Raw genomic sequence first — 20703 nt, 5'->3', positions numbered from 1 at the left:
CACTGCCGGTTCGGCCGCGTTCACGAGTAGTGGACGACAGGAGCCGGCGCCGCGGGCCGCGCACCGATACGCGACTCGACGTCCGGCACCGACTGGCATTCGAGGTGCTCGCCGCGCATGATGCGGAACGGAACATCGCCGAAGCGGACGCTGCCGCGCCGGCGCTCGACGAGTTGGCTCCCATTCGCCCCCGGCAGCGCCGCGAACTGGCTTCGGGCGCGGTGAATCTGCACGTTGACGTGGGACGTATCGATGCCGAGCATGCGCGCGAGGCGGTCGAGTTCGATCCAGCCTTGCGTGGTGGCGTCATAACCGGCCAGCATGTCGGCCGAGCGCGCGCGGGCAAGCGTGACGAGGCCATAGTGATGGACGCGCTCGCCAAGGTCGACCACCCCGCCGCGCACATGCAGCAACATGCGCACGTGCTCTTCGTTCTGGCTGACGAAGAATTCGAGCAATTGCACCGGCGCGGCCGAATGCGCCGATGCGCCAATCTGCATCGTCGAACCGGCGCGCACGAGTGACAGGCGCCACGCGCAGTCGCCGGTCGACACTTCATCGCCATCATGGAGCGTGCGCGGCGGCAACGTGTCGTCGCACAGCCATTCGCCGGCCGGCGACCGGACGATCGTGACCGGCTGCGCCGCCCGGGCTGGCAGGATCTGGCGCGGCACGAGCACGATCGGATGCGTGGCACCGCGGATCGGCCACAGCGTGTCGGCCGGATCGTCGAGCGTATCGACGCGCCACGGCGCGCTCCCGGCCCTGCCGAACCGGATCACGTCGCCTTGCTGCAGCACCGCATGCTCGCCGTCGCGCAACGGCACACCCGATACCGCCGTGCCGTTGCTGCTGTGATCGTGGAGTTCCCACCGCCCGCCAGCCCAGCGGATATGGGCATGGACGCGGGACACCGACGCGTCCTGGATGACCGTATCGCAGCGCGCAGCATCGCGGCCGAACACGTGATACGCGCGGAGCAGGCAAGCTTCTCCGGAAGAGTGGTTCTTGAGCATCGCCATGGCCGCCCCGTATCGGTTTCGCCCGGATCGCTCGAGTGACGCATCGACGTTGCCGGGCCAGCGATTGATTCAATGATCGCGAACAATGCCGCCTGTTCGCCGCCTCGTTACCTGTTTTCTTGTCAGCTTCCTTTCAAATCGTTGCTCGACCCGCGTGCGTCATTTCATTCAATTGAATTATCGAGTTCTTTATTGTTTTAAAGCAGAGCAACTTGATGAAAATCCTGCCAAATAAAATCACAAACTGCAACCGTAATACCGCGCCATGTATTTCACATTGCAATGCTTTACATTTTCGAAGGATTTCCGGGTTGCAAATAAAGGGTCGAAGATCATCATCGCCGCGCCTCCCCGGTGAATCAAGCACTGGTGAAGTACCGTCACATTGAAGGACGGAACCGATTCAACGATCTTTTCCAGAGCGCAAATTTTGTTTGGATTATAGAAAATAAATCAAATCATTTCTGAAATTCGAATGATTGCAACCGGAGTTTTGAAAACCCGTCTTAATTGATTTACCGACAATCGCGGTTATGCGATGTCGAATGGTTCGCGACGTCATCGGGAGATCGATTGGAATCGGCTCGGCTGTACGCCCGGATCGATGGCCTGACCGGTCACGAACGCTGACGTCCCGTCGACCATCCGGTCATCCGAACCGGCACGTGAGTCACACGCGCACGGCGCGCTTCATCCAACCCCAATAAATGTCCTTGACGACCTATCTTTCGATATATATCTTTAGATATGTTTTACGACATACAGGACACGATCATGCGACACACCCCTTCCCGCGGCCATGCCCGATGCGACGGTCATGGTGCGCATGCCCGCCCTGACGGGCTCGCCGGTCTCTGGTACGCGATCGGCCGCCATCGTCGCGGCCACGATCCGTTTGGCGGCGGCCCGTTCGGTGGCCGTGGCGGGCGCGGCGGCTTTGGCGATTTCGGCGACGACGGCATGCCGCGCGGCCGCCAGTTCAGCTCTGACGATCTCCAGCTGCTGCTGCTTGCGCTGGTGGCCGAGCAACCGAGCCACGGCTACGAGCTGATCAAGGCGCTCGACACGCGTTCGAACGGTTTCTACAGCCCGAGCCCCGGCATGGTGTATCCGGCGCTCACGTATCTCGAAGAAGTCGGCTTCGTCGCGTCGCAGGCGGAAGGCAACCGCAAGCGCTATGCGCTGACCGACGCCGGCCGCGCGCATCTCGACGCGCAGCGCGAACGTGTCGACACGCTGTTCGCGCGTCTCACGCATCTCGCACGCAAGATGGAATTCATGCGCCGTGCGTTCGCCGGGGAATCGGCGGGCAACGAAGCACCGGACGATACGCAAGCGGGCTGGCTGCCGGAGTTCGTCGAGGCGCGTCTCGCCCTCAAGCGCGCGCTGCTGCACAAGAGCGCCGCCGACGCCACCGAACAGCGGCGCATCGCGGCCATCATGCGCCGCGCGACGGCCGAAATCGAAGGCGGCACCGGCGCGTAATCCGCGCCGCCCCGTCAAACCCTAAGGAGAACGGATTGATGCAGAACACATCCGACCGCACCGTGACCCGCGTGCGCCACACCCTCAAGTTCCGCTTGCTGCAGGTCCTGCGCGTGCACACCGTGACGCCGCACCTGCTGCGCGTCACGCTCGGCGGCCCCGATCTCGCGGATTTCGAATCCGCGTCGTTCGACGATCACGTGAAGGTATTTTTCCCGCCGCCCGGCGCCGAACGTCCCGCGCTGCCGACGCTCGGCGCGAACGGTCCCGAGTTTCCGGAAGGTGAACCGAAGCCGGTCGCGCGCGACTTCACGCCGCGCCGCTTCGACCGCGCCGCCGGCGAACTCGATCTGGAATTCGTGCTGAACCATCCGGGCCCCGCGTCGCAGTGGGCAGCACAGGCACGTGTCGGCCAATGGCTCGGCATCGGCGGCCCGCGCGGTTCGTTCGTCGTCCCGACCGGTTTCGACTGGCACCTGCTGATCGGCGACGATACGGCGCTGCCGGCGGTTGCGCGGCGTCTCGAGGAATTGCCGGCCGGTGCGCGCGTGGCCGTCGTGATGGAAGTCGCGGATCGCACCGCGCAGATCGCGTTCGACACGCGCGCCGACGTGCATGAGATCTGGCGCTTCCGCGCTGAAACCGACGCCGCAGACGGCGACCTGCTGCTGAATGCCGTGCGCAACCTGCCGCTGCCGCCGTCCGGCGACGGCTACGTGTGGGCGGCGGGCGAAGCGCTGTCGATGCGTGCGGTACGCCAGCACCTGACCGGCGAGCGCGGCGTCGACAAGTCGCGCATCCGCGCGGCGGCCTACTGGAAGCGCGGCGCGGCGGCCGTGCACGAAACGCTGGAAGACTGATGGATGCGGGTACCCGGGAAAGGGGTACCCGATTGAAGCTGACCGGCCGATGACACAATCGTGGCGTCGGCGCACCAGCGGGCTTGGCACCGCTATCGCGGCTGGTATATATCTGTGTGTGCGACGCCGCTGTCGGGCGACAGCCGCCGCAGCCCGCCCAGGAGCGCCCGGTCATGACAAAAGAAAGCCACGCTTCGCCTTTCCTTCGCAACCTGAAGATCGCCGGCTATTGCGGCCTTGCCGCGGTGGTACTCGCGCTGTTCGTCGCGATGTGCGCGATCCTGAAGGAAAGCGCACTCGACCGCGATGCCGCTCAACACCCGGCCGATACACCCGAACTGCACGATGCGGGCGGTGGCCCGTCCACATCGGCCGAATCGGCCAAGACACCCGGCTGACGGCGTCCTGCCCGATCGCCTGCCGCTTACGGCGCGTGCCGGCGGCCCATCACGACCGCATGCACCGAATCGCCGAGCCGTTCGAGCAGTGCGGTCACGCGTTGCCCGTACAGGTGCGCGGCCAGCGCGCCGGCGGTACCGACCAGCACGCCGCCCGCCATGTCGAACGGCCAGTGCACACCCGCGTAGATCCGTCCCCATGCAATCGCCGCGGCCATCGCGGCCATCACGAACCCGGTGAGCCGGGTCGTGCCGCCGAGCATCAACCCGGCCGCCATGCTCCACGCGAACGTCATGTGATCGCTCGGAAACGAGCTGTCCGGCGCGTGCGGAATCAGCTGCGTGCCGACGCCGGCCATGAACGGGCGCGGCGAGAACCAGAAATGGCCGATGACCTGCGCGAGGGCAAGCGCCACGCACACGCCGACGCCGGCTTCGATCGCCTGGCGCCGCGTCGGGCGCGCACCGAAGATCCAGGTCAGCAGCAACATCGCGGGCAACGCGTAGACGAGCCAATCGGCGGCGAAGACGGCGAGGCGGGCAACGCCCGGCTGCGGCGCAACCCCGGCGTTGATGGCGGAAAAGAGGGTGAGATTGAGGGTCTGCATGAATCCGGTTGCGTGGGGCGTAAAAAATCGGCCGGTTGCCCGGCCTGATACGAACGATGCTAAGGCGCACCCGCTTAAGCGATGCTTAATGCGGCAGCCGCAACGGACGAAGCCTGCTGCGGCGAACGCACTTAGAGCCTGCACTGCAACACAAGTTCACACAATTGTCATACTCCCGCGCGACTGTCTCCCGCAAAGGCTCACCCAACCTCCCGAAAAGGCTCACCTTTTTCACATCGTGACGTCATCGACGGGTGCGAACATCGGGACGCCGGGTGCCGTCCAGACCGTTTGCGTCATTCATCTCAATATTTACGCTGCGAATTCTTCGAAATCGGCAACAATTAATTCCAAATGCGGCATCGCACAACGGTAACGCACAGGCATAGGATTACGAGCTTACGAGCACTCATCCACGAAGCGATCAACAACAAGGAGTCCGCATGAAACCCAGCGATGTCCGATCGAAAGCGTTTGCGATGCCGTTGACCAGCCCTGCCTTCCCGATGGGCCCTTACCGTTTCGTCGATCGTGAGTTTCTGATCATCACGTATCGCACCGATCCGGACCGTCTCCGCGAAATCGTCCCCGAGCCGCTGCAGATCACCGAGCCGCTCGTGCATTACGAATTCATTCGCATGGCCGATTCGACCGGCTTCGGCGACTACACCGAAAGCGGCCAGGTGATTCCTGTCGAATACAACGGCCAGCCGGGCGGCTATACGCTCGCGATGTATCTCGACGACCACCCGCCGATCGCCGGCGGCCGCGAACTGTGGGGCTTCCCGAAGAAGCTCGCGTCACCCACGCTGCACGTGAACACCGACCACCTCCTCGGCACGCTCGACTACGGCAAGGTGCGCGTCGCCACCGGCACGATGGGCTACAAGCACAAGGAACTCGACATCGACGAGCAGACCAAGCGTCTCGCCGGCCCGAACTTCCTGCTGAAGATCATCCCGCACGTCGACGGTACCGCGCGCGTCTGCGAACTGGTGCGCTACTACATGCAGGACATCAAGATGAAGGGCGCGTGGACGGGCCCCGCATCGCTCGAGCTGGCGCCGCACGCGCTCGCGCCGGTGGCCGACCTGCCGGTGCTCGAGATCGTCGAAGCCCGCCACATCGTCGCGGATTTGACACTCGGCCTTGGCGAAGTCGTCTACGATTACCTGGCTCAGTAACACGTCCGCAGTCCTTTCTCCCTGTCAATCCTTTCACCACGGGAATTCGAACATGAGCAACCTGAATGGCAAGACCGCAGTCGTCACGGGCGCCGCGAGCGGCATCGGCAAGGAAATCGCACTCGAGCTCGCGAAAGCGGGCGCGGCCGTCGCGATCGCCGACCTGAACCAGGACGGCGCGAACGCCGTTGCCGACGAGATCGTCAAGGCCGGCGGCAAGGCGATCGGCGTCGCGATGGACGTGACGAACGAGGAAGCCGTGAACAGCGGGATCGACAAGGTGGCCGAAGCGTTCGGTTCGATCGACATCCTCGTGTCGAACGCAGGCATCCAGATCGTCAATCCGATCGAGAACTACTCGTTCTCCGACTGGAAGAAGATGCAGGCGATCCACGTCGACGGCGCATTCCTGACCACCAAGGCTGCGCTCAAGCACATGTACAAGGACGATCGCGGCGGTGTCGTGATCTACATGGGTTCGGTGCACTCGCACGAAGCGTCGCCGCTGAAGTCGGCCTACGTGACGGCCAAGCACGGCCTGCTCGGTCTCGCTCGTGTGCTGGCCAAGGAAGGCGCGAAGCACAACGTGCGCTCGCACGTCGTGTGTCCGGGTTTCGTGCGCACGCCGCTGGTCGACAAGCAGATTCCGGAGCAGGCGAAGGAGCTCGGCATCAGCGAAGAGGAAGTGATCAAGAAGGTGATGCTCGGCAATACGGTCGACGGCGTGTTCACGACCGTCCAGGACGTCGCGCAGACGGTGCTGTTCCTGTCGGCTTTCCCGAGCGCCGCGCTCACGGGCCAGTCGTTCATCGTCAGCCACGGCTGGTTCATGCAGTAACGCCCCCGCCTCCGTGAAAGGAGGCGATTCCCGCACCACCGCCTATTCTCACTACTCACGATGGCGTGCCGTCCGTCGACGTCACGCCATCCATCTCCGCCATCGAAGGCGGGATTTCTCGGAGAACTGATGAAACCGCACGCCCGAACAGAAAAACAGGCCGTCGATGCGGCGGACCTGCATCACGAGGCCGGCGCACCGGCCGCCGCGCGCACGCTGCCGTACGAGACGATCGCGCTCGTGCTGCAAGGCGGCGGCGCGCTCGGCGCGTACCAGGCCGGCGTGTTCGAAGGGCTGCACGAGGCGGGCGTTCCGCTCGACTGGATCGCGGGCATCTCGATCGGCGCACTCAACACCGCGCTGATCGCGGGCAATGCGCCCGAGCATCGTGTCGAGCGGCTGCGCGAGTTCTGGGAAACGATCTGCAAGCCGGCGTTTTTCCCGACGGTTCCGGCCGCATTCGAATTCGCGCTGTTCAACAGCATCGACCAGATCCGCACGTTCTTCACCGCGTCGCAGGCCGCGAGCGCGATGATGCAGGGCCAGCAGGGCTTCTTCGTGCCGCGCTTTCCGCCGCCGGTGCCGGGCGTGTCCGATCATCCGGAGAAGATCAGCTGGTACGACACGTCGCAACTGCGCGCGACGCTGCTGAAGCTGTGCGATTTCGACCGGATCAACTCGGGCGAGACGCGCGTGTCGGTCGGTGCGGTCAACGTCGGCACCGGCAACTTCGTGTACTTCGACAACACGCGCACCCGCCTCGCGCCCGAGCACTTCATGGCGTCCGGCGCGCTGCCGCCCGCGTTCCCGCCGGTCGAGATCGACGGCGAGTACTACTGGGACGGCGGCGTCGTGTCGAACACGCCGCTGATGGAAGTGCTGCGCGCCCGGCCGCGCCGCGACACGCTCGCGTTCCAGGTCGATCTGTGGAGCGCGCGCGGGCCGCTGCCGCGCTCGATGGCCGATGTCGCCGAACGCACGAAGGACGTGCAGTATTCGAGCCGCACGCGTTTCGTCACCGACACGCTGCAGCGCGAACAGCGCTACCGCAACGTGCTGCGCCACGTGCTCGACCAGGTGCCGGAAGAGCAGCGCAAGGCGGATCCGTGGTGCGTCGAAGCCGATGCGATGTCGTGCAGCAAGAAGTACAACATCCAGCACCTGATCTACCAGCAGAAGGCGTACGAGCATCACTACAAGGACTATCAGTTCGGTCTGTCGACGATGCGCGACCACTGGTCCGCGGGTCTCGACGACATCCGCAAGACGCTCGCAGTCAAGGACGGCCTCGCGCTGCCCAACAACGACTCGGGCTTCGTGACGCACGACATTCACCGCAAACGGTAATGCCGCGCGCGACGGATCGGCGCGATGCATGCGCCGGTCCGTCCTCTTCTCCGATCAGACATGCCGATTTTCATTGCACTGTTCGCGCTCATCGCTCTCGGATGGGGCGCGGTCCACCTGTTTCACGTCATCGCCGCGCAATTCGGCCAGCCGGTCGCGATCGTGGCCGCCGTGCTCGCCGCCGCGATCCTGATCGCGCTGGTCGCGTGGTGGATCAAGCGCCGCCGCGACATCGCACCGAATACGAAGGAAGAAGGCTGGACCCACATCGTGCATCGCGCGTGGGGCGAGTTGCGCGTATCAGCAACGCAAGGGCTGCTGTGGCTGTCGCACGATGGCGCGGACGGCCGCTATACGCTGTCGCAACTCGACGGTTGTCAGGCCGCGCCGATCGGCGGCCGCTGGCATCTCGTCGTGCGTGTGCGCGATGCCGTGCGCAGCGAATGGACGCTGCCGATGATGGACAAGCGCGATGCGCAACGCTGGGCACGCGTGCTGACGCTCGCGAAGGACAACCGGCTTTAAGGCGCCATGCGGCGGATGCCGGTGCGCCCGGCACGAACGAACAGCCGCAACGCCGTTCCCGCATGCCGGCGCGCTATCGCGCCTTCAACGCCCACAACGCATCGAGCACGTGCTGCGTCGCCCGCTCGACCGGCCCCGCCCGATGGGCAATACCCAGTTCTCGCCACAACGCCGGGCGCAATGCCCGCATGACAATGCGTGCGTCGGGTAGCGGCGCACCCGCCTCGTGCGGCAGCAGCGTCGCGCCGTAACCCGCGGCGACCAGGCTCTTGATCGCATCGTTGTAGTTGAGTTCGATCCGCGGCTCCGGCCGGTGGCCGCCGAGCGCGAACCATTCCGTCGTGAGCCGTGACAGCCGAGTGGTCGCATCGTTGAGAATCAGCGGGCGGGCGGCCAGATAGCCGGGCGTCACGCGCGCCGGAAGCGGCCAGTCCGCCGGCAGAAACGCCATCACCGGATCGCGCCGCCACGCGCGGATCGACAGCCCCGCGACTGCCGTCTGCGGCAGCGCCACCAGTCCGATATCGAGCGTGCCCTGCGCAATACGCGCCAGCGTGTCGTGCGACGTGAGCACCGCGATCTGCACGTCGATGTCCGGATGCTGCTCGCGCAACCGGGCCACCGCCTGCGGCAACAGGTGCGCGATCGCCCCGGTCGATGCGCCCAGGCGTACGCGCCCGGTCAACCCCTGCACCTGCCGCTGCACATCGTCCAGCGTGGATTCGACCTCGGCCAGCAGGCGGCGCGCCCGCTCCACCAGCACTTCACCGATGGGCGACGGCCGCACGTTTCCACGCGTACGGGACAGCAACGGCGCGCCGACGCGGCTTTCCAGTTCCGCAATGTGAAGGCTGACGGTCGGTGGCGCGAGATGTAGCCATTGCGCCGCAGCGACAAAGGACCCGTGGTCGGCGATGGCGACCAGCGTGCGCAGGCGGTCCAGGCTGATCTCGCGCATTCCCTACCTCTCGTTCAAGAAAACTGAATCTGGCAGTCAGTAAATTCAACTTTTCCTATTCTAGGCGTTCGGCGGACGATACGGCTTTCCCGACGACCGAACCGAAGGAACGCGACCATCATGAGCCAGCCCATTGTCTATATCGACGGCGATCAAGGCACGACCGGATTGCTGATCCACGAGCGCCTGCGCGGGCGTACCGACCTGCAGCTCGTCACGCTGCCGGATGCCGAGCGCAAGGATCCCGTGCGGCGCGCCGACGCGATCAATGCAACCGACATCGCGATCCTGTGCCTGCCCGATGCGGCCGCGCGCGAAGCGGTCGGTTTCATCCGCAATCCGGCGGTACGCGTGATCGACGCGAGTTCGGCCCATCGCACGCAGCAGGAATGGGTCTACGGCTTTCCCGAGATGGCCGACGGGCACGCGCAGACGATCGCGCACGCGCGGCGCGTCACTAATCCGGGCTGCTACCCGACCGGCGCGATCGGGCTGCTGCGGCCGCTGCAACAGGCCGGCCTGCTGCCGCGCGACTACCCGGTGAGCATTCATGCCGTCTCCGGTTACTCGGGCGGCGGGCGAGCTGCCGTCGACGCATTCGAATCGGAAGGCGCGTCGCACGCGAAACCGCTGCAGATCTACGGCCTCGCCCTCGCGCACAAGCATGCGCCCGAGATCCAGCTGCATGCCGGTCTCGCGCACCGCCCGTTGTTCGTGCCGGCGTACGGTGCCTACCGGCAAGGCATCGTGCTCACCATACCGATCGAGTTGCGCCTGCTCCCTGCCGGCGTGACCGGTGAGCAGCTGCATGCGTGTCTCGCGCACCATTACGCCGGCGCGCGTCACGTCGACGTCACGCCGCTCGCGGAGACGCAAGCGATCACGCATCTCGACCCGCAAGCGCTGAACGGCACCAATGACCTGCGGCTCGGCGTGTTCGTCAATGCGGATCACGGCCAGGTGCTGCTGTCCGCCGTGTTCGACAATCTCGGCAAAGGGGCATCCGGCGCAGCCGTGCAGAATCTCGACCTGATGCTCGGTGCGGCAGGCGCGGCGAAAGCGGCGTAAGCCGCGGGCGGGCACCAGCGTCGGCCGGCCCGGCACATCGTGGCCGCGATGCGTCGGTGACAGTTCGACGCTACCGGCTCGCGACGCGCTTGCGAGCCGGAAACGGGGTTTGCCGATGTTCCGCACACGCCCCCGTAAAAGCTCACCCTTAGCCGATTTCAGGCCGTCTCGTCGCCCGCTGCGGCATTCAACCCGGCCAGCGTCTCCACCAGGAAATCCACGCACACGCGCACTTTCGCCGACGCCGCGACGCGTTCCGGATACACGGCCCAGATGTTCGCGGGCTGAATCGCGTCCGGCAGCACGCGACACAATGCGCCGCGTTCGATCAACGGCGCGGCTTCCCAGATCGAGCGCAACACGATGCCGCGCCCGGCCAGTGCCCATTGCACGGCCACCTCGCCATGGTTCGTCGACAGCGCGCCGCCGACCTTCACCGTTGCCGTTTCGCCGCGCACGTTCAGCCGCCACACGCCGAACGGGTGATCGCGCTCCTTGATGGCAAGACAGTCGTGCGACGCGAGATCCGCAAGCGAGCGCGGTGACCCGCGCCGCGCGAGATAGTCGGGCGATGCACACAGCACGCGGTAGTTCGCGGCGAGGCGGCGCGCGATCAGGTGATCGGCGATCTCGTCGCCGATGCGCACGTCGAGGTCGTAGCCTTCACCCGCGACATCGACGAGCCGGTCGAACAGATCGAGCCGCACGTTCAGCTGCGGATAGCGCGCGGTGAAGTCGAGCAACGCCGGCGCAACGATGTGCCGGCCGAAGCCGAAGCTGCTCGAAATGCGCAGCGTGCCGCGCGGCACCGTGCGCGTGGTCGACACGTCCTCGACGAGATGATCGACGTCGTCGAGGATCTTCTCGGCGCGCGCGAACACGCGCTCACCGGCTTCCGTGACCGTCACGCGGCGCGTCGAGCGATGCAGCAGGCGCGTGCCGAGCTGCGCCTCGAGCAACGCGATGCGCTTGCTGACATAGGCGGGCGACACCGCGAGCTGCTCGGCGGCCGCGCTGAAGCTGGTCAGGCGGACGACCAGGCTGAACACGCGCAGGTCGTCGAGATTCGGCGATTTATTCACGATTCGTGGAAAGTCGATTAACCTTTCGCGCGATTTTAATCCAGATGGAAATAAATAGAATGGTGTGACGCGCCGCTGCCTCTCCCGCAGCCGGCCCCTCAGCCAAGGAGATTTGCATGACCGACAGGACTTACAGGATTGCCGTGATCCCCGGCGACGGCATCGGCCGTGAAGTGATGCCCGAGGGCCTGCGCGCACTCGATGCCGTGACCGCGCGCTTCGGCGTCCGCTTCGACTTCGTCCAGATCGACTGGGCGAGCTGCGACTACTACGCGCAGCACGGCAAGATGATGCCGGACGACTGGAAGGCGCAACTGTCGGGCATGGATGCGATCCTGTTCGGCGCGGTCGGCTGGCCCGCGACGGTGCCCGATCACATTTCGCTGTGGGGCTCGCTGCTGAAATTCCGCCGCGAATTCGACCAGTACATCAACCTGCGGCCCGCACGCCTGTTCGACGGCGTGCCGTCGCCGCTCGCCGGCCGCCGCGCGGGCGACATCGATTTCATGATCGTGCGCGAGAACACCGAGGGCGAATATTCGTCGGTCGGCGGCACGATGTTCGAAGGCACCGAGCGCGAGATCGTGATGCAGCAGTCGATCTTCACGCGTCACGGCACCGAGCGCGTGCTGAAATTCGCATTCGAACTCGCGCAGCGCCGCGCGAAGCGCCTCACCGTCGCGACGAAGAGCAACGGCATCGCGATCAGCATGCCGTGGTGGGACGCGCGCACGGCCGAGATGGCCGAACGCTATCCCGACATCGCCGTCGACAAGCAGCACATCGACATCCTGTGTGCGCGCTTCGTGCTGCAGCCGGACCGCTTCGACGTCGTCGTCGCGTCGAACCTGTTCGGCGACATCCTGTCGGATCTCGGGCCGGCCTGTACGGGCACGATCGGTATCGCACCGTCGGCGAACCTGAACCCCGACCGCAAGTTTCCGTCGCTGTTCGAACCCGTGCACGGCTCCGCGCCCGACATCGCGGGGCAGTCCATCGCGAATCCGGTCGCGATGATCTGGTCGGCGGCCCTGATGCTCGACTTCCTCGGCAACGGCGCGGGCCGTGAGCGCGAGGCGCACGATGCGATCGTCGCCGCGATCGAGGACGTGCTGCGCACGGGGCCGCGTACGCGCGATCTCGGCGGCAACGCGGGGACGCAGGAAGTGGGTGAGGCGATCGCCGCGCGCATCGCGGGCTGACGATCACGCCCGGCGCGATCGCACGCGCCGGGTCGTGACTGCACGAATCCGCGTGCGGTGAGCGGTGAGCGGTGAGCGGTGTGCGGTGTGCGGTGTGCGGTGTGCGGTGTGCGGTGTGCGGTGTGCGGTGTGCGGTGTGCGGTGTGCGGTGAGCGGTGAGCGGTGAGCAACACGTCATGCGTTTGCGCACTCGTGCGCCTTCCGATGCCTGCATGGTGAAGTCGAGCGGTGAGCAACGTCACACTGCAACGCGCACGGCTCGCGGGATCCGTCGTCGACGTCGACACCATCGGTGAGTTGCACATCGCTAGCGTGCACACCGATCGCCAATCCACTGCCAACCCTGTGCGATCGGTGAGTTGCATCATGCAGTGAAGCACACCGTTGCATGCCGACACGTGCGTCGCGTGCTCCCTGCGTGTGCGACATGCCCGCTTTGCCGGCGGCGGGATCGCGTCGAACGGCTCGAAACACACAGTCCGACGCGACATTTTCCTTCGTCCCGAAAAATCTCACCTTACGCGCATCGACTCCCGAATTTCCTCACCGTCGAGTCGGCGCGCGCGTCACAGCCCGAGATCGGACAGCCCCGGATGATCGTCCGGACGACGGCCGAGCGGCCAGTGAAAGAGACGATCCTGCTCGCGAATCGGCAGGTCGTTGATGCTCGCGTGACGATGCGCCATCAGGCCGTTTTCGTCGAACTCCCAGTTTTCGTTGCCGTACGAACGGAACCAGTTGCCGGCGTCGTCATGCCATTCGTATGCGAAGCGCACCGCGATGCGATTGCCGTCGAACGCCCACAGCTCCTTGATCAGCCGGTAGTCGAGCTCGCGCGCCCACTTTCGCTGCAGCAGCCCGACGATCTCGTCGCGGCCCGTCACGAATTCCGCACGATTGCGCCATCGGCTTTGCGGCGTATAGGCGAGCGATACGCGCTGCGGGTCGCGCGTGTTCCACCCGTCCTCGGCGGCGCGCACCTTCTGGCGCGCCGTTTCGAGCGTAAAGGGCGGAACGGGCGGACGGACTTCGGGGGAAGCGGACATGGGTTGCTCCTGTTCAGGTTTTGGCCACGGAAGACCGCGGCCGGTTCGGATTCGCTGCTTCGACTAGCGGGGCACCGCATCGAGCAGCAGTTCGGCCGTTGCGCGCGCATCGCGCGCAGCGTTTGCATCGCCGGTCACGAGCGCGACGCCGATCGCGCCGTCGATCAGCACGAGCCATTGGCGCGCCAGACGCGCGAGCCCGCGGCGCTCGATGCCGGTTTCGTCGGCATACACATCGAACCGCTCGCGCACGAATGCCAGCAGGCGCGCCTTGTGCTCACGCGCAACCACGCGCACGGGATCATTCGCGTCGGCAATCTCGCCCGATGCGTTCAGGAACGCGCAGCCGTGAAAGTCGGTCTGCCCGAACCAGTCGCGCAGCACGTCGAACATGCCGAGCAATTGCGCGCGCGGCGCCTTGCCGCGCGCCAGCGTTGCATCGACGAACCAGCGCATCCAGCGCTCGTCTCGGCGCGCCAGCGCGGCCACGACCAGCGCCTCTTTCGATTCGAAATGCGAATAAAAGCTCTTTCGTGCCGCGCCGGATCGCTTGACGATCGCGTCGACACCGGTTGCATGGATGCCGCCCGAATAGATCAGCGCTTCGGCCGCATCGAGCAGCCGGTCGCGAACGCCCGGTTCGCCGGAGGGGTCGTGAGGTGTGTTCATGCGTTTACGGTAGAACGATCGTTCTCCTCCGTCAACATCCGCGTGAAAAATCCCTGTCGACGAGAGGGCTGAATCGCGACCTGGCCGCACAACGCCGCCCGACGCGTTTACGACATTTTTTCTTGAAGGGGACGCGCGACGCTCACTACACTTCGGTCACCCTGTCTGGGCGAAAGGACATCATGCAGCGACCGGAATCCGCGCGCCCCGCGCGCGCCTATGCGGCTTATGCCAAACGGCTCGACGGCCGCGTCGTCGTACGGCGCTTCGACCCGCGCAGCGATTCGTACGACACGTTGACCGCGCTGCTGCATCGCGCGTTCGCGCCGCTCGGCGCATTGGGTTTCAACTGCCCGGGCGTCGATCAGCTGGCCTCGGCGACACGCGAACGCGTGCTCACCGGCGAGTGCTTCGTCGCGCTCGGTAATGCGCACCTGGTCGCGACGATGACGATGCGTTCGCACGATCCCGATTCCCGCTGCGATCCGTACCGCAGCCGGCACGTCGCGACGCTCGGCCAACTTGCTGTCGATCCCGTCTGGCAGGATCGCGGCATCGGCCGTTCGCTGCTCGCGTTCGCGCAACGACGGGCCGCCGCGCGCGGCGCGACGCACCTCGCGCTCGACGCCCCGTATGCGGCGATCCGGCTCATCGATTTCTATCGCCGCGAAGGATTTCAACCGGTCGACGTGATGCGGTTTCCGGGACACAACTACGACAGCACGATCCTGTGCAAAGCCGTCGGCATCGCGAATGGTCGCATCGTTGCCGGCGATACGACGCAATTCGACGTCGCGCGGCAGGTCGGTGCGGCATCATGAAACACGATATGCCGAAACGCGATGGCGGCAACGATCACACCCGGCTGGACGTCCGGCAGGCACGCGTGCGCGCGGCGCTGCGGCTGCGCGGTGTGTTGAAGCTGACGATTCTCACGATCGCGGTCGCACAAGCGCTCGCGTTCGCGTTCGAGAGCCTGCTGGTGATGGCCGGTTTCGCACCGGATGCCGCGACGGTGCTGCTGTTCCGCTTCGTGTCGTGCGCGCTCGTCAGCTTCTGGCTGCAGGCGGACGCGTTGCGCGCGTATCAATACGCGGCGCAACACGGGTTCGTCACCACGCCCGGCGCGCACGGCGATCCGGCCGACGTTGCGCCGCAATGCCCGAAACGCTGGCTCGTCGTGTTGAGTCTTCAGCTCGATCCGCGCGGGATGAACGGTGAACGGATCAAGTAGGGGTCTGCGCACCGATCGATGTCGATTGACGTCGATCGCCTCGCGCATGAGTGAGTCGCAACGACGCGTGAAGGCTCACGGTTGATGGTGCGGTTCGGCGCGGCATCGCATGGCGTGCGTAGCGAACGACCGCGCGGCAAGCCAGGCGGGGAAGTGTCTGGAAGAGCGGGGAGCCGGTGCCGAACGGCGTGATGGGGAGAAGTGACGCGACTGCTGACAGGTGAAGTGAACGTGCGAATGCAGGTCACCGATATGCGATCGCGTCGCGATTCGGCGCGCGAACACAGCTCCCGAATAATCTCACCTTGAGCCCGGATTCGCGCGTTTCGGCCTCGAAAACGCAGACGTAAACAAAAGCGGGGCAGGCGGCGAACACGCCGCGCTGCCCCTGCGGCACTCAGGCCGTCCAGTCGAGAATCACCTTGCCGCTTTCGCCGGACAACATCGCGGCGAAGCCTTTCTCGTAATCGTCGGCCGCAAAGCGATGCGTGATGATCGGCGACAGGTCGAGGCCGCTCTGCAGCATCGCGACCATCTTGTACCAGGTCTCGAACATCTCGCGGCCATAGATGCCCTTGATCTCGAGCCCCTTGAAGATCACCTGGTTCCAGTCGATCGCCGTCTGCGCAGGCGGAATGCCGAGCAGTGCAACCTTGCCGCCGTGGTTCATCGCCTCGAGCATGCTCGTGAACGCGCTCGGCACGCCCGACATTTCGAGGCCGACGTCGAAGCCTTCGGTCATGTGCAGGTCGGACATCACGTCGCGCAGCGATTCGCGTGCGACGTTCACCGCGCGCGTCGCGCCCATCTTGCGCGCGAGTTCCAGCCGGTAGTCGTTGATGTCGGTGATCACGACGTTGCGCGCGCCGACGTGCTTCGCAATCGCGACGGCCATGATGCCGATCGGGCCCGCGCCGGTGATCAGCACGTCTTCGCCGACGAGGTTGAACGACAGCGCCGCGTGCGTCGCGTTGCCGAACGGATCGAAGATCGACGCGAGATCGTCGGAGATCTCCGGCGGGATCTTGAACGCGTTGAATGCCGGAATCGCCAGATACTCTGCAAACGCGCCTTCGCGGTTCACGCCGACGCCGACCGTGTTGCGGCACAGATGCCGGCGCCCCGCGCGACAGTTGCGGCAGAAGCCGCACGTGATGTGGCCTTCGCCGGACACGCGATCGCCGATCGCGAAGCCGCGCACTTCCTGTCCCATCTCGACGATCTCGCCGACATATTCGTGACCGACGTGCATCGGCACGGGAATCGTCTTCTGCGCCCAGTCGTCCCACTTCCAGATGTGGATGTCGGTACCGCAGATCGCCGTGCGGCGGATCTTGATCAGCACGTCGTTGTGGCCGACTTCGGGACGCTTCACGCGCGTGAGCGTGAGGCCGGGGCCGCGTTCGAGCTTTGCCAGTGCTTTCATGGTCGCGCCTCCGTCAGATGATGCCGAGCGACTTGCCGACGCGCACGAACGCGGCGACCGACCGGTCGACCTGCTCAGGCGTATGCGCGGCGCTCATCTGCGTACGGATGCGCGCGCGGCCGCGCGGCACGACGGGGAACGAGAAGCCGATCACGTAGACGCCTTCGTCGAGCAGCTTGTCGGCCATGTTCGTCGCGAGCTGCGCGTCGCCGAGCATCACCGGGATGATCGGATGCGCGCCCGGCACGAGCGTGAAGCCGGCTTCGGTCATCTGCTTGCGGAACCGCGCGCCGTTCTCGCGCACGCGTTCGCGCAGCTTCGCGCCTTCATCGCTGCCAAGCAGTTCCAGCACCTTCAGCGATGCCGCGGCGATGCTCGGCGTGAGCGTGTTCGAGAACAGATACGGGCGCGAGCGCTGGCGCAGCAGTTCGACGACCTCGCGGCGCGCGGCGACATAGCCGCCCGATGCGCCGCCGAGCGCCTTGCCGAGCGTGCCCGTGATGATGTCGACCCGGCCTTCGACGCCGCAATGCTCGGGCGTGCCGCGGCCGTGCGTGCCGATGAAGCCGACCGCGTGCGAATCGTCGACCATCACGATCGCGCCGTAGCGATCGGCGAGATCGCAGATGCCTTTGAGGTCGGCGATGATGCCGTCCATCGAGAACACGCCGTCGGTCGCGATCAGCTTGTGGCGCGCGCCGGCAGCATCGGCTTCCTTGAGCTTCGCCTCGAGGTCGGCCAGGTCGTTGTTCTTGTAGCGGAAACGCTTCGCCTTGCAGAGGCGAACGCCGTCGATGATGCTCGCGTGGTTCAGCTCGTCGCTGATCACCGCGTCATTCTCGTCGAGCAGCGTCTCGAACAGCCCGCCGTTCGCGTCGAAGCAGCTCGAATAGAGGATGCTGTCGTCGGTGCCGAGAAACGTGGCCAACGCGCTTTCCAGTTGCTTGTGCACGGTTTGCGTGCCGCAGATGAAGCGCACCGATGCCATGCCGAAGCCGTCCTGGTCGAGGCCGGCCTTCGCCGCGTCGATCAGGCGCGAATCGTTCGCCAGACCCAGATAGTTGTTCGCGCAGAAATTGAGCACGCCGGCACCGCCGGCGAGCCGCACGTCCGCCGCCTGGGGACTCGCGATCTCGCGCTCGGTCTTGTAAAAACCGTCCGCACGGATCTGGTCCAGCGTCCCGCGCACCTGGGCGAGAAAGGCATCACGCATCGCAAAGCTCCTGACAGGGTTTCGCATTCCGCAACGCGCCACTCGTGGCGGCAGCGCAACGGCCTGCTACTGTTATAGTCGGTCGTTCGGTTGACCGCATTTATCCGATATTCCGAACTAGAATTCGAAATATCGAACAACTCTAAGCGAACGGAATCCAAATGGCAAGTTCCTCCGGTTCGCGGCGCACGCCTGCCAGCGCCGCACCGCAACCGCCGGCCGCAACGCCGCCGCGTGTCGGCGAGCAGATCCAGCGGCTGCGCACCGAACGCAAGCTGACGCTCGACGACCTGTCGCGCGCGGCCGGCGTATCGAAATCGATGCTCTCCGAGATCGAACGCGACAAGGCCAACCCGACGATCGCCGTTGCGTGGCGGCTGACGAACGCGCTCGGCATCACGCTCGACGAACTGTTCTCGCAGCCGAAGGCACCCGAGACGATCCGCGTAGACGGCCCCCACGACATCCCGACGCTCGCCGGCCATGACGGCCGCTACCAGTTGCGCGTGTGGGGCCCGATCGACCTCGCCGGCAAGTTCGAGTGGTACGAACTGACGCTGCCGGGCGGCGGCGCACTGATATCGAACGCACACGAGCCCGGCACGCGCGAGCACCTCACCGTGCTGCAAGGCGCAATGGAAATCGAAGCCGCAGCGGCCAGCCGGCGCCTGAAGGTGGGCGACACCGCGCGCTACCCGGCCGACGAGCCGCACGCGATCCGCAATCCCGGCAAGGCCGAGGCGCGGGCACTGCTGATCGTGATACATCGCTGACAGCGCGGGTAGCTGGCCAAAAAGCCAAAGGGTCTGTTGCAGGCCAGTTGCGGAAAGTACTGTATGTTTGTACAGTATACGGACATTCCGCCATGCATGGGCCGGAGCCGGCGCACCGAGGCGCCCGCCCGGTCGACAGGAGCCTGCAATGACAGAAGAACAAGATTTGGCCGCGCTCAGCTTCAAGGCTGCCGCGCACGACCTCGAGCTGATCGTCCGGCATATCGCCGGGCGCTACATCCACCAGCGCGTCCCGCTGACGTGGCGCCTGCTGCACGCCATCGAGGCCGAGGCACTCGCCGATCTCGGCTTTGCCAGCCGGCACGAGGCCGGCATGCGTCAATTGTTCGAACGGCAGTTGGACATGACGTTTCCCGAAACGGACGATCCGATCGACTTCGGGCGCTCGAACGCGCTGCCCGCCGTTTTTTCGTTCGCGGTTCTCGCGTACGAAGCGGCGGCAACGTCGCACGACACGGCGCCTCACGCGCGTGCGCACCGTCCGGCCAAGGCATGGGGCGACTGATTGCCCACCACGGGTCGCCTCTCATGGCGACCTTATCAAGCCTCTTGCAGCCCGAGACGTTGCGGAAAGGGCTACCATATACGCAACTAACGGAATAAATCAAATGTCTCTTCCCGCCTCCCCCGATACACCAGCACGCCCGGAAGAAACAGATCTGTTCGACCGTGGCGCATCCGACTGGATCCTCTCGCCCGAAGCCGCCTTCGATGCATGGCTCGCCATGCAGGACTATCGCCGCTCGTCGGCCGACGTCTATCGTGCGCAATGGGGCGCGTTTCTCACCTGGATGCGTGCGCATCAGAAGAATCTGGCAACGGTCGATACCGCGACCATCGCGAATTTCGTCGGCGAACTGCCGATCCGGAAAACCCAGCGAATGCGCTATTTGCGGCTGATCGAGCGTGTGCTCGACCACATCCGGCGCACCGAATACGCATCGACCAACCCGGCCCGGTTCATTGCTCAGGATGGCGAAGCGAACTGGCGAAAGGCGCGCGACAACGAACCCACCGGCTTCCTCACGCCGGCCGAACGCGCGACGTTGCTCGCGTACCTGTTTTCGCCCATCGGCGTATCGGGTTCCGCGTACTGGAAAGAGCGGCGCGACCGCGCGCTCGTTGCGGCGTTTCTCGGCGCCGGCATTAAAACCGGCGAAGCCCGCGCGCTCACGATTAGTTGCATCAATACGAGTGGAACATCGCTGCAGATCGAGTCGACGCATCCGGATTTCGCACGCGAAACCCACCTGGCATCGTTCGCGATCGCCCTGCTCGAAGCCTGGCTCACCGAACGCAAGCGACAGGAAATCCCGGGGGAGCTCGTGTTCCCGGCCTCCCATGCCGGGCGGCCGATGCACAAGGCGACGATGCTCCGCGCGATCGACGCGATCGTCGAATCCGCCGGGCTCACGTCGTCGCGCACCGCGCGCGCGAGCCCGCAAACGCTGCGCAATACCTATGCGGCCGAACTGTTCGAACACGACGTGCCGCCCGAACGGGTCGGCAAATGGCTGGGCTTCATGCGGCCGATCTCGTCGAACCGCCTGCATCGCGCATGGAAAAACTGGCGCGACGGTCTGACGGACAGCAACGGTGACGCGTCCGACAGCGACGAAACTCACTGATCGCTCTTTGGCTGCTCACGCGACGCGATCCGTGAGCAGCCTTGTGTGGCGCAGCCTCACCGTTTCACAGCTCCCGAAAAACCTCACCTCAAGCGCCCCGGATCCTCTCACCTGTG

At 65.4% G+C, this 20703-nt stretch carries 22 protein-coding genes; 14 read left to right on the top strand and 8 right to left on the bottom strand.

Going from position 1 to position 20703, the window contains the following annotated elements; genetic code table 11:
- Positions 1 to 20: 20 nt before the first annotated feature.
- A complete protein-coding gene (locus BDI24065_RS25590) occupies positions 21 to 1022 on the bottom strand; it encodes an FHA domain-containing protein (protein WP_175033602.1) in 1002 nt (333 codons plus the stop codon).
- 774 nt (positions 1023 to 1796) lie between these two features.
- Between BDI24065_RS25590 and BDI24065_RS25585 the strand changes: the two genes are divergently transcribed.
- The 3 genes from BDI24065_RS25585 to BDI24065_RS25575 all read left to right on the top strand — a co-directional run bounded on the left by BDI24065_RS25585 (position 1797) and on the right by BDI24065_RS25575 (position 3765).
- Complete coding sequence (locus BDI24065_RS25585) at positions 1797 to 2507, top strand: PadR family transcriptional regulator (protein WP_175033601.1); 711 nt, start codon at positions 1797 to 1799, stop codon at positions 2505 to 2507.
- A 38-nt stretch (positions 2508 to 2545) separates the two neighbouring features.
- Complete coding sequence (locus BDI24065_RS25580; RefSeq protein ID WP_175033600.1) at positions 2546 to 3367, top strand: siderophore-interacting protein; 822 nt, start codon at positions 2546 to 2548, stop codon at positions 3365 to 3367.
- 173 nt (positions 3368 to 3540) lie between these two features.
- The gene (locus BDI24065_RS25575) at positions 3541 to 3765 is read left to right on the top strand and encodes a hypothetical protein (protein WP_175033599.1); all 225 of its coding nucleotides are present in this window, start codon (positions 3541 to 3543) and stop codon (positions 3763 to 3765) included.
- Between the two features lie 26 nt (positions 3766 to 3791).
- Here BDI24065_RS25575 and BDI24065_RS25570 read toward each other — a convergent pair whose 3' ends face one another.
- Positions 3792 to 4373, bottom strand: a complete 582-nt coding sequence (locus BDI24065_RS25570; protein ID WP_175033598.1) for an undecaprenyl-diphosphatase — start codon at positions 4371 to 4373, stop codon at positions 3792 to 3794.
- Positions 4374 to 4816: 443 nt separating this feature from the next.
- Here BDI24065_RS25570 and BDI24065_RS25565 point away from each other — a divergent pair, with 443 nt between their 5' ends.
- The 4 genes from BDI24065_RS25565 (at position 4817) to BDI24065_RS25550 (ending at position 8267) form a co-directional block, all read left to right on the top strand.
- Positions 4817 to 5557 carry an acetoacetate decarboxylase gene (locus tag BDI24065_RS25565; protein WP_122948379.1) on the top strand — a complete coding sequence of 247 codons (741 nt, stop codon included), beginning with the start codon at positions 4817 to 4819 and terminating at the stop codon, positions 5555 to 5557.
- A 52-nt stretch (positions 5558 to 5609) separates the two neighbouring features.
- Positions 5610 to 6395 (top strand): 3-hydroxybutyrate dehydrogenase, encoded by a 786-nt coding sequence (locus BDI24065_RS25560; RefSeq protein ID WP_089451531.1) that lies wholly within the window; start codon positions 5610 to 5612, stop codon positions 6393 to 6395.
- 129 nt (positions 6396 to 6524) lie between these two features.
- Positions 6525 to 7742 carry a patatin-like phospholipase family protein gene (locus BDI24065_RS25555; RefSeq protein WP_175033597.1) on the top strand — a complete coding sequence of 406 codons (1218 nt, stop codon included), beginning with the start codon at positions 6525 to 6527 and terminating at the stop codon, positions 7740 to 7742.
- Between the two features lie 60 nt (positions 7743 to 7802).
- A complete protein-coding gene (locus tag BDI24065_RS25550) occupies positions 7803 to 8267 on the top strand; it encodes a hypothetical protein (RefSeq protein WP_175033596.1) in 465 nt (154 codons plus the stop codon).
- 73 nt (positions 8268 to 8340) lie between these two features.
- Here the strand turns inward: BDI24065_RS25550 and BDI24065_RS25545 are convergent, their stop codons facing one another.
- Positions 8341 to 9225, bottom strand: a complete 885-nt coding sequence (locus BDI24065_RS25545; RefSeq protein ID WP_175033595.1) for a LysR family transcriptional regulator — start codon at positions 9223 to 9225, stop codon at positions 8341 to 8343.
- Positions 9226 to 9345: 120 nt separating this feature from the next.
- Here BDI24065_RS25545 and argC point away from each other — a divergent pair, with 120 nt between their 5' ends.
- Positions 9346 to 10293 carry an N-acetyl-gamma-glutamyl-phosphate reductase gene (argC, locus tag BDI24065_RS25540; protein WP_175033594.1) on the top strand — a complete coding sequence of 316 codons (948 nt, stop codon included), beginning with the start codon at positions 9346 to 9348 and terminating at the stop codon, positions 10291 to 10293.
- 158 nt (positions 10294 to 10451) lie between these two features.
- Here argC and BDI24065_RS25535 read toward each other — a convergent pair whose 3' ends face one another.
- The gene (locus tag BDI24065_RS25535; protein ID WP_175033593.1) at positions 10452 to 11375 is read right to left on the bottom strand and encodes a LysR substrate-binding domain-containing protein; all 924 of its coding nucleotides are present in this window, start codon (positions 11373 to 11375) and stop codon (positions 10452 to 10454) included.
- A gap of 116 nt (positions 11376 to 11491) precedes the next feature.
- Here BDI24065_RS25535 and BDI24065_RS25530 point away from each other — a divergent pair, with 116 nt between their 5' ends.
- On the top strand, positions 11492 to 12577 hold the full coding sequence (locus tag BDI24065_RS25530) for a tartrate dehydrogenase (protein ID WP_175033592.1): 1086 nt from the start codon (positions 11492 to 11494) through the stop codon (positions 12575 to 12577).
- A 566-nt stretch (positions 12578 to 13143) separates the two neighbouring features.
- On the opposite strand, the gene BDI24065_RS25525 is transcribed toward BDI24065_RS25530, so the two are convergent.
- Positions 13144 to 13623, bottom strand: a complete 480-nt coding sequence (locus tag BDI24065_RS25525; RefSeq protein ID WP_175033591.1) for a DUF1348 family protein — start codon at positions 13621 to 13623, stop codon at positions 13144 to 13146.
- A gap of 63 nt (positions 13624 to 13686) precedes the next feature.
- Complete coding sequence (locus BDI24065_RS25520) at positions 13687 to 14292, bottom strand: TetR/AcrR family transcriptional regulator (protein WP_175033590.1); 606 nt, start codon at positions 14290 to 14292, stop codon at positions 13687 to 13689.
- Positions 14293 to 14474: 182 nt separating this feature from the next.
- Here BDI24065_RS25520 and BDI24065_RS25515 point away from each other — a divergent pair, with 182 nt between their 5' ends.
- Together BDI24065_RS25515 and BDI24065_RS25510 are read left to right on the top strand one after the other, a co-directional pair.
- Positions 14475 to 15113, top strand: a complete 639-nt coding sequence (locus BDI24065_RS25515; protein WP_175033589.1) for a GNAT family N-acetyltransferase — start codon at positions 14475 to 14477, stop codon at positions 15111 to 15113.
- Positions 15110 to 15526, top strand: coding sequence for a hypothetical protein (locus BDI24065_RS25510; RefSeq protein WP_175033588.1), 417 nt, complete (start codon positions 15110 to 15112; stop codon positions 15524 to 15526). Before BDI24065_RS25515 ends, BDI24065_RS25510 begins: the two co-directional genes overlap by 4 nt.
- A 397-nt stretch (positions 15527 to 15923) precedes the next feature.
- Here BDI24065_RS25510 and tdh read toward each other — a convergent pair whose 3' ends face one another.
- Positions 15924 to 16952 (bottom strand): L-threonine 3-dehydrogenase, encoded by a 1029-nt coding sequence (tdh, locus tag BDI24065_RS25505; RefSeq protein WP_175033587.1) that lies wholly within the window; start codon positions 16950 to 16952, stop codon positions 15924 to 15926.
- 13 nt (positions 16953 to 16965) lie between these two features.
- The gene (locus BDI24065_RS25500) at positions 16966 to 18165 is read right to left on the bottom strand and encodes a glycine C-acetyltransferase (RefSeq protein ID WP_175033586.1); all 1200 of its coding nucleotides are present in this window, start codon (positions 18163 to 18165) and stop codon (positions 16966 to 16968) included.
- Positions 18166 to 18326: 161 nt separating this feature from the next.
- On the opposite strand from BDI24065_RS25500, the gene BDI24065_RS25495 reads away from it, so the two are divergent.
- The 3 genes from BDI24065_RS25495 (at position 18327) to BDI24065_RS25485 (ending at position 20587) form a co-directional block, all read left to right on the top strand.
- A complete protein-coding gene (locus tag BDI24065_RS25495; protein WP_174917979.1) occupies positions 18327 to 18938 on the top strand; it encodes a helix-turn-helix domain-containing protein in 612 nt (203 codons plus the stop codon).
- Between the two features lie 148 nt (positions 18939 to 19086).
- The gene (locus BDI24065_RS25490) at positions 19087 to 19464 is read left to right on the top strand and encodes a DUF2471 family protein (RefSeq protein ID WP_175033585.1); all 378 of its coding nucleotides are present in this window, start codon (positions 19087 to 19089) and stop codon (positions 19462 to 19464) included.
- A gap of 103 nt (positions 19465 to 19567) precedes the next feature.
- Complete coding sequence (locus tag BDI24065_RS25485) at positions 19568 to 20587, top strand: tyrosine-type recombinase/integrase (protein ID WP_175033656.1); 1020 nt, start codon at positions 19568 to 19570, stop codon at positions 20585 to 20587.
- Positions 20588 to 20703: the final 116 nt, after the last annotated feature.

It is taken from the genome of Burkholderia lata (genome assembly GCF_902499025.1).
Lineage (GTDB): Bacteria > Pseudomonadota > Gammaproteobacteria > Burkholderiales > Burkholderiaceae > Burkholderia > Burkholderia lata_C.
This window is presented reverse-complemented; position numbering and strand designations above follow the sequence as displayed.